Origin of the sequence: Komagataeibacter xylinus (assembly GCF_004302915.1) — a bacterium.
Classification (GTDB): Bacteria; Pseudomonadota; Alphaproteobacteria; order Acetobacterales; family Acetobacteraceae; genus Komagataeibacter; species Komagataeibacter xylinus_C.
This window is the reverse complement of the sequence record NZ_QQBI01000061.1, coordinates 1-8,951: the sequence shown is the minus strand read 5'-3', so window position 1 is coordinate 8,951 and position 8,951 is coordinate 1. Positions and strand designations below refer to the sequence as shown.

10 protein-coding genes are annotated in these 8,951 nt (G+C 49.9%); all 10 read left to right on the top strand.

Annotated features, from left to right (window positions below; all coding sequences use genetic code 11):
- The first annotated feature begins 300 nt into the window (after positions 1-300).
- The 10 genes from DV027_RS16565 to DV027_RS18210 all read left to right on the top strand — a co-directional run bounded on the left by DV027_RS16565 (position 301) and on the right by DV027_RS18210 (position 8,920).
- Positions 301-1,659 (top strand): TonB-dependent receptor domain-containing protein, encoded by a 1,359-nt coding sequence (locus tag DV027_RS16565; RefSeq protein WP_242621983.1) that lies wholly within the window; start codon positions 301-303, stop codon positions 1,657-1,659.
- 99 nt (positions 1,660-1,758) lie between these two features.
- Entirely contained in the window at positions 1,759-1,854 is a 96-nt protein-coding gene (mbnA, locus tag DV027_RS18160) for a methanobactin (protein WP_130732935.1), read from the top strand.
- Positions 1,855-1,913: 59 nt separating this feature from the next.
- The gene (gene mbnB / locus DV027_RS16555) at positions 1,914-2,720 is read left to right on the top strand and encodes a methanobactin biosynthesis protein MbnB (RefSeq protein WP_130732934.1); all 807 of its coding nucleotides are present in this window, start codon (positions 1,914-1,916) and stop codon (positions 2,718-2,720) included.
- The gene (mbnC, locus tag DV027_RS16550) at positions 2,717-3,304 is read left to right on the top strand and encodes a methanobactin biosynthesis protein MbnC (protein WP_130732933.1); all 588 of its coding nucleotides are present in this window, start codon (positions 2,717-2,719) and stop codon (positions 3,302-3,304) included. The genes mbnB and mbnC overlap by 4 nt, the downstream gene beginning before the upstream one ends.
- 53 nt (positions 3,305-3,357) lie before the next feature.
- The gene (locus DV027_RS16545; protein ID WP_130732932.1) at positions 3,358-4,215 is read left to right on the top strand and encodes an MbnP family copper-binding protein; all 858 of its coding nucleotides are present in this window, start codon (positions 3,358-3,360) and stop codon (positions 4,213-4,215) included.
- 1 nt (position 4,216) lies between these two features.
- Positions 4,217-5,392 carry a methanobactin export MATE transporter MbnM gene (locus DV027_RS16540; RefSeq protein ID WP_165399231.1) on the top strand — a complete coding sequence of 392 codons (1,176 nt, stop codon included), beginning with the start codon at positions 4,217-4,219 and terminating at the stop codon, positions 5,390-5,392.
- A 65-nt stretch (positions 5,393-5,457) separates the two neighbouring features.
- A complete protein-coding gene (locus DV027_RS16535) occupies positions 5,458-6,729 on the top strand; it encodes an aminotransferase class III-fold pyridoxal phosphate-dependent enzyme (RefSeq protein ID WP_242621982.1) in 1,272 nt (423 codons plus the stop codon).
- A gap of 99 nt (positions 6,730-6,828) precedes the next feature.
- Positions 6,829-7,206 (top strand): copper homeostasis periplasmic binding protein CopC, encoded by a 378-nt coding sequence (copC, locus tag DV027_RS16530; protein ID WP_207303531.1) that lies wholly within the window; start codon positions 6,829-6,831, stop codon positions 7,204-7,206.
- The gene (locus tag DV027_RS16525; protein ID WP_130732930.1) at positions 7,203-8,093 is read left to right on the top strand and encodes a CopD family protein; all 891 of its coding nucleotides are present in this window, start codon (positions 7,203-7,205) and stop codon (positions 8,091-8,093) included. Before copC ends, DV027_RS16525 begins: the two co-directional genes overlap by 4 nt.
- 179 nt (positions 8,094-8,272) lie before the next feature.
- Positions 8,273-8,920 (top strand): LysR family transcriptional regulator, encoded by a 648-nt coding sequence (locus tag DV027_RS18210; protein ID WP_130732929.1) that lies wholly within the window; start codon positions 8,273-8,275, stop codon positions 8,918-8,920.
- The last annotated feature ends 31 nt before the right edge of the window (positions 8,921-8,951 follow it).

Genomic DNA, 8,951 nt, shown 5'->3' with positions numbered 1-8,951 from the left:
AAAACATCTTTTCTACAAAACAGACTTTTTCATAATCTGACCCGATGTACAACCCTTCCGTGAGATTTCCGCGTCGAAGCAAAAGATTTACTCGCCCCCGGCCGCACATGGGGAGCCGATCTGGACGGCGGATATCAGAGCGCGAATGAAAACGCCAAAGGCAGCGCGAAGATTTACGGCAAATGGGGAAAATTCGACGCTCTTCTGGCTTATGCCGGACAGTCCTTCAATACAATTCACTTAGGAGGAGGTCAAAAGCTCGCTCCAAATGACGGAACCAGCAACAGCGCTCTGCTAAAGTTGGGTTATGATATCAGTGATCGAATTCGGATCGATTTTGGCCAGCAGTTTTATTACATTGAAAATTATCGGCCCGGCAATGCACAAGCAAAACATCTCCAGATCTATGACTCGTCTATTGGAAAATATGTTCCGTACAACCAACAGACGGGCATCAGACAGGATGACTCTACATTCCATGTAACCACCCACGATGCTCACGGCAACGAAGATGGGAGGTTAACGCTTTACAGAACTAAGAACACATCCTGGTCCGGTCCGTTTCAGAGTCTATATTCAGGTGAAACACAAACTTTAGAGACCTACGGTTTCGACATACAAAAGACATTAAGAAAGGATTTTAGACGGTTTGGGAATCATACGTTTGTTATAGGTTCAAATTATTACCGAGACATCAATCATACTCTCCAAAAAAATGGGCAAGGGGGAGGAAATATCCCCGATGGACAACAGCAAGTTTACGGGTTCTACGGATCAGATGAAATCAAGTTTCCGCACGGCATCGTACTAACGCCAAGCCTTCGTTACGACCGCTACAATACCTTTGCGTCTGACTCATCCACCAGCACTAGCGGTGCAATTCTACCCAAAATTACCTTAGCGTGGCATCCAAATCGAAATTGGATGGTCTATCTTAGTTGGGGGAAAAATTACCGCGCCCCTACAATTCAAGAAACAAATATGAACTACATCGTAACTCCCAATAGTTATTATTTCCTTCCAAATAATAAATTAAAACCAGAAAGCGCGCGCACATATGAAGGTGGTTTCAGTTACAATAAAAGTGGATTATTCTCAACCAAGGATCACGCATCGGTACGTGCTACAGGATTCTATGAAGATGCTACGAACCTTATTCAGCTATCTGTAATCGGACATCACTGGAGCCCACTCTACCAAAGAAACGAGATAAATTATCAATATACGAACATTCAACATGCCACCCGCTATGGAATTGAACTTCGCGCAACCTATAATATAGAGAACATCAATTTTGGCTTAAGTTATAGCCACCTCCGTGTAAAAGATGCAAACACCGGAGCCAACCTTCTGGCTCAACCAGATAAAGTCGCGGCAGATGTAAGTTACACTTTTCCAAAAATCGGGTTGACCGCCATGTACAGCCTCACAGCTGTAGAGGCGCAGGATTATGATTCTACGATAACCCGCAGAAGACCAGGCTATATGTTGCATGACATTCTTTTTGACTGGCAGATGCCAGGCAAGCCATGGCGTGTGAATTTTGCCGTCACCAATCTGACCAACAAGACATATTATATGTACAAATCCATCTCTAGCAATAATGATGTGCCTGAAATTGGACGAAGCTTTAGGTTCAATATTGCATATAAGTTCTAAATGTTCATTTTTACTTTGTTTTTTTAAATAAATATGTTAATTTTTTCTGCCGGTACGTCGATGTGACGGTCGGCAATTTCAAAGACAAGGAGTCTATCAATGAAAATCACCGTGCTTTCTCGTCGTGAGATCAAGGTCTCAACAATGGCCGGCTCGATCTGCGGTCCGGGTACAGTCTGTGGTGGTTATAACTGAACCATAGGGGGTGCGCGCTATGCGCGCACCCTTTCCTATTCAAATTAAGGGAGACCATCATGCGCATAGGTTTTAATTTTACCAGAAGCGAAGTTCTGCCAATTGCAAACAAATTACTAAATGATGGTCATATAAATTACTATGAAATTCTTATAGATAATTTTCTTCATCTAGACCCGCACGAGCTTCTGGCAACTATTAAATGTCCAGTTGCTTTCCATATTATGCGATCTAGATTTTTAGAAAATGATAGAGAATCTCTGAGCCAGATGGCTGAACAAATTCGCTATCATGCACATATTCTAAAGCCTATATACATTTCTGACCACCTTGCGTCTTTTTCGTGCAATGGCCAAAACCTCTCATTCCTTTCCGAGATAGACTACAGGAACAGAAAGGTTTTAATTGAGAAAGTGTCGTGGTGGCAGGAGCAAATTGGTGAGAAGTTATTTCTTGAAAATTTTCCGTCTATATTAGACGGTGGATTTGAAGCGCCCGAATTATTTTCTGATCTACGAAGTAAAGTCGGGGCAGGACTATTGTTTGATATATCGAACGCTGTCTGTTCCGAGATAAACTGTGGCGCCTCCACGGAAAGCTGGGTCGGCGAAGCAAACGAGACACGGCATTTTCATGTAGGAAGTTACGAGCCGTCGGTAAGTGATCCGAATGTAATGATCGACACACACGGCACGGAGATTTCTGTGGAAACGCTGAATTTTCTCTCCGAACTGAGATCACGGCTTTGCCATCCAGAAACGACCATCACGTACGAACGAGATCGTAATGTTGAATATAATAGTATTGTTCAAGATATCACAAGAATACGACAACAACTTACATTGGAAAAGAGTGCTGTTATATGACTGCTGATCATGATTTAGAGCGTGATTGCGATGTTGTAAGCAGCATGACGCGCCCTTCACGAGAAAGAGAATTCAATCTTTCTCACCGCCAACAGGTAAGGATAAATATAGCGTTACGAGGAACGTGGCACGCGATATTCGATCCCTGCCCTTCTTTACAGGAAATAGATGACGAAAATAATGGTGTCATATTCAGGCCATTTATGGAATGGGCCTATGAGCATGGTCATCCCTTGGATTGGACCCTTCACTTGTCAGTTTATGACTGGCGTGGTCAATCTCCGTTGGTCGGGAAATTATCAAAAAAGGTCTGCCGTGAAGTGCGTGCCGTCGCTGCTGCCCAATGGGCAGCTTTTGACCGCTCGTCCTTTCTGGGAATTGCGATTGCACATAGCTCTGATCCGACATGGACTGTCGCGTTCAAAGCACGGAACGTCCACCTGATAAGGACTGTCGAAGAAATAGATATCGGCTCACCACCGGCCCCTCCAGAACACGGGTTCGGATACTTTCTAATTCCGTCATGGAAATTGGAAACATTTCCTGGGTGGACATTGCTCAATAACGTCGCATCGCAGAATTGAGGCGTGTAAGACGCGTTTTAGATCGTTATCGGGAGATAAGGATGAGATCGTTAATGATGTTTAGAGCCTTGTTCGCGTGCACTTTCATAGCGGGGGCATCGTCAAACGCTTATGCAGCACCAAAACTCGGGCAACTGACATTCCAGGCGACATTCGGCGATCAGCCGGTAAGTTGCACCCGAACGCTCTCGCCGGTCGGCACGCAGGGCGACACGGTTCTGGTCAACGATCTGCGCTTCTACATCCACGATGTAGCCCTACTCACGAAGGACGGCCGCACGGTGCCGGTCAAGCCGGGGCCGTCCGGCCTCTGGCAGCGTGACGGGATCGCGCTGATCGACCTAATTGATCGCAATATTCCATGCAGCGATACGGCTCCGTCGCCGAACTCGACTATCAGTTTTGTTTGGCCGCAAGGCCATTTCACCGGCCTGCGCTTCACCGTTGGGCTACCTATGGCCGCCAATCACGGCGATCCTACTATTGCACAGCCACCGCTGAACATGACGAGCATGTTTTGGACCTGGCAGTCAGGATATCGTTTTTTTACACTTGATATCATGATGATTCCGAAGCCTGGCGACAAAGCGCGACCCCATGGCTTCCCTGTCCACATCGGTAGCACCGGCTGTGAGTCCGCCAGTCCGGTCGAGGCGCCGAAGGGCGCGTGCACGGCCCCGAACCTCGTCACGGTCACGCTGCCGGAGTTCAATCCGGCGCATCAGACCGTGAAGCTCGACATAAGTCGACTGCTCGCTCTGAGTAATGTCAGCACCAACCAGATTAATAGTGCGCCAGGTTGCATGTCTGGACCGGACGACAAGGATTGCGCAGGTGTGTTCCGTGAGTTCGGCCTGCCATTCGGATCAGAGACCTCTCCGCCGGCTCAGTCGGTATTTCGGGGTCGATAAGATGCGCACGTTATTTCGCAAAGTTCTCCAGATGTCCCTTCTGGGTGGGGGGGCGCTGCTTCTATCGGCCGCAACCCGGCCCGCGACGTGGCATTGGGACATCCCCTCCTGGGCGCCTGCGCCAGTCGTCCCGTCCGATAATCCGATGACGGCAGAGAAGGTCGCACTGGGGCGGCGGCTGTTTTATGACAAACGGCTATCGGAGAACGGGACGCTCGCCTGCGCGTCGTGCCATCTCCAGAAACTGGGCTTTGCCTCTGGTGTCCCGACGCATGTAGGCGCGCATGGCGAGCCGGGACTACGCACGCCGATGCCACTGGCGAACGTAGCCTATCTGCCGAGCTACACCTGGGCCAATCCACAGCTCACCACGCTGGAGAAACAGATGCTGATCCCGATGTTCAGCGACCAACCGGTCGAGCTGGGCATGGGCGGCCAGGAAAAGGCGCTGTTCGCCCGGCTCTCGGATGATCCCTGCTATGCGCGCCTGTTCCGCGTCGCCTTTCCCGAGGCGAAGGGTGCGATCACACTCTCCACGGTCACGAAGGCGATTGCATCCTTCGAGCGCACGATGCTGTCCTTCGACAGTCCCTACGACCACTCGCTGCATGGCGACAAGACGGCGCTGTCCCCGGCCGCGCAACGGGGCGAGGCGCTCTTCTTCGGCGAGAAGCTCGAATGTTCGCATTGCCATAACGGCCTGAATCTGACCGACAATATCCGCGCGGCTAACATGCCCTTTCCAGAAACAGGCTTTCACAATACCGGCTTGTATAACGAGGACGGCAAGGGGGCCTATCCTGCCAGTGATCACGGGCTGCGGACAGTGACAGGCAATGCAGAGGACGAGGGGAAATTCCGCACGGAAAGCCTGCGCAACGTCGCTCTGACGGGTCCCTATATGCATGATGGCTCCATCGCCACGCTGCACGACGTGCTGGCAGCACATTACTCGAAGGGAGGTCGGTCGGCGACAGGGCCACACGGAGAGAACCCGTTACGCGACCAGTTCATCGAGCCGTTCGAAATCAGCGAGGCGGAGATCGCGGACGTGATCGCCTTCCTGAAGTCCCTAACGGATCAGAGCTTCCTCACCAACCCGGCGTTCTCAGATCCGGGAAAGACCTGCCCTTTGGCTCTGCCCTCAGCCTCTCCCTCTGGTAAAGGCGCACAATGATGACTTCGCGACTAGTGTACGGCTTATCGCATCTTAGCAACTCCGCCATGTCATCAGGCGTCGATATGGTATCTGGATCTGGTGTCTTCGTCTTCGATTCTTCGGGTAAAGACTATATCGACGCGGTGTCGGCACTGTTTTGCGCCACGCTCGGCTTTCATAATGAACGCCTAATCGAAGCCGCCTCACGCCAGATGCGAGAGCTGCCAGTCTATCCCACCGCGCTAAACCGGACGGTCCCTGTCGTCCACGCGCTTGCGGACGCGCTCAGCGCGGCAGCGCCGATACCGGACGCTCACGTTCTTTTCGCCACAACCGGATCGGAAGCAATCGAAACTCTCATTAAAACGACTTGGTATATCAATAAACAACGAAATCCAAAACGGCATAAAATAATCACGCGTCGGGGGAGCTATCATGGATCGACGATATTTGCCACGAGACTTGGCGGGATCGAAAGCATTATCAATTCATTCGATCTGACGGGTGACGATATTCTGTATGCTGCGCAACCGCGCTGGCCACGCGACGCGTTGGCTGGAGAAACAGAAGAAGAATATGCACATCGCCTGGCGCTGGAACTGGCAGAACTGATAGATCACACGGGTGCCGAAAATATCGCGGCCTTCCTCTGCGAGCCAGTCTCGATTGCTGGCGGCATGTACCCAGCGCCGAAAGGATATTTTGAAGCAATACGCAATGTCTTGTCGATGCGCGATATTCCTCTTTATTTCGATGAAATCGTGACGGGCTTCGGTCGAACCGGAAAGATGTGGGGAAGCCAGACTGTCAAGCAAACACCCGACTGTCTGGTCGCATCGAAGGGGCTTTCAGCGGCCTATCAACCGATTTCGGCGGTCGTCATGAATGATGATTTTCACTCCGCATTGGTGGACTGCTCGATTATGCACCATGGGTTTCATCATGGCGGCACATATCACGCACATCCTGTTGCCGCTGCCGTCGCCCTTGAAACGCTAAAAATCTACGAGGATGAAAGAATAGTAGATCATGTGCAGGATATTTCGGAACATTGGATAAAGATGATTTCGAAACTTGCGGCACACGAGCTGGTCCGATCCACACGGACAATCGGATTATTAAGCGCGATTGAAGTCGGATTTTGTAGCTACAGGGAGCTTGATTTCCGAAATGATGAGAAGACAGACATAAAACGGTCAGTTGTGAAAGCGTGTATGGAACACGGCGTCCTGATAAGAATCTCATACGACAGCATAATTTTAGCACCTCCTCTCATTATTTCTAAAAAAGACATTGATGAGCTTGAGCAACGCATGACGAAAGCTTTCAATACTATTCTGTTTTCAACAGCATAGCTGCGTCGAAGGCATTCCTTTCGTTGGTCAATAAGAGACTTTTTTCTCTGAAAATATTTGTCTTTCTGCTGTAATTCACACCAAGCAAGGAAAGTAAACATGACTTCTATCCGTAAAATCGTTGCCTCTATGTGTCTCGCAGGGAACTTCGTTCTGCAGATGGCGGACCCTGCCTATGCACATGCCCACCTGAACGCCGAAATACCCGCTGCGGATAGCACGGGAACGGCACCGCAGAGCCTGACGCTAGGCTTTACTGAAGCAGTAGTTGTCAAGCTCACCGGCGTCGTTGTTACTGGCCCCAAGGGTAATGTTATAGAAACAGGAAACGTTGCCCTGTCGGATGACGGCAAGACTCTGACGGTCCCGCTCAAAATTGACCTCGTGCCTGGACGATATTCCGTAACCTGGCACGCCCTTGCCGTCGATGGACACAAGACTCACGGCGTCTACGGGTTCACAGTTACTAACCGATGACACCGGATGCTTTCCTGATCCTATGTCGCGCCGCACGAGACAGCCTGGCGCTCTTTCTTACAGGTAGTCTGCTTTTTGCAGGGTGGCTGGCTCCGCGCGACCTCGGAATCGCACTCTCTGCCCGCCTGAGAAAGTTTTGGGCATGGGGGAGCGTTTTTACGACAGTAATAGTCATTGCAACACTGCCAGCCGAAGTCTCCGAGGTCGGAGATGGGTGGCAGGATGCCTTCTCGCCGACTTTAAGCAAAGCCGTGCTTGTTGACACCACCATTGGACAGGCGTGGATCATTCAGGCCGTAGCTGGTGTCTGTCTTCTACTTCTAACTTGGCGTAAATGCGGCGCGCTCCTGTCGGTCATACCCGCATGCTTGCTTCTGACGGCGACAGCTCTGACAGGTCACGTGCGCATGATCGGTATGGGCGCGATGTTCTTCCAGGCCGTGCATTTGCTTGCAGGTGGTTTCTGGTGCGGGGGCCTCATCCCCGTTGCCATGCTTGTCAGTGATACACGAAAAAAGAAGTGGGATCGCTCCATGCAAATGGCGTTAGCACGGTATTCGGCTGCGGGACATATCGCGGTGCCTTTGGTCCTGCTTACCGGCTCTGGACTGGGCCTGAACATCCTGGGCGGATGGCCGAAGCATTTCACTGTCTATTCTACACTACTCATTCTCAAGCTGGGATTAACGAGCGGTATGGTCTGTATCGCCTGCGTCAACCGATATGTTTACGTAAGAAATCTACGACAGAAGAGAAACATTACCGCCAGCCTTAAATATCTTCAACGCGGAACAATAGCCGAAATTGCATTTTCTGCTGCTATTATTGCAATTGTTGCTGTTGCTGGGCGAATGGACCCGACAACCTTATCTCTACCTACAAACTAGAGCCATGTCGACATAGCTATATATGCAAATGAATCGAATGGGAGCTTAATTATGGAGTATCATATTTATTCCAATATTTCCTTATATTTTTTAGGTATTAATGAATCATATTCTCGCATTCTACAACACTCACACTACAAAATATCTAATTTTAATTTGTATGTGAGGGCAGAAATGAAATGGTAAGACACCCTCCTCTTGATCTACGGGAACTGCAATGCGTGTGCGCAATTGCTCTTCAAGGAAGTATCCATGGCGCGGCGCGCGCTCTAAATTCCAAACAGTCCGCAGTCAGTCGTTCACTTCGACTACTTGAGGAGCGCGTCGGAATTCAGCTTTTCCGCAGGACATCATCTGGCACAACGCCTACGCCAGTCGGCGAAGCATTCCTCCGACAGGCTGAGGCTCTGCTGCACGACACAAATACTCTTTATGAATATACTCGGAGATGCGCCTTTGGCGAAAGCGGTATCGTATCAATAGGAATACAAAGCAATATACCGCCAGGACGAGTATCGGACTTCATCGAACCTTATAGAATTCTTCACCCCGGTATCTCTTTTATATATCGTGACGCATCCCACAGAGATGTAATTTCGGCGCTTTTCGACGGTATCGTTGATTTAGTAATTATAACCCTTCCACTGAACGAACCTGGCGCAGCTACCTTACCACTGTGGAGCGATCGAATTGTCGCTGTGACACCGACACACCATCCTCTTGCCTCATCTGTAACAACGTGTTGGAGCGATTTACAGGAAGCAACTTTTGTCTTCGGCAATGACGCGAATTTCTCACACTTGAGGAAATTTTGGGTTATTTTGTAGAATTCAGTCATCCCACAGGAGCCCGATCTGG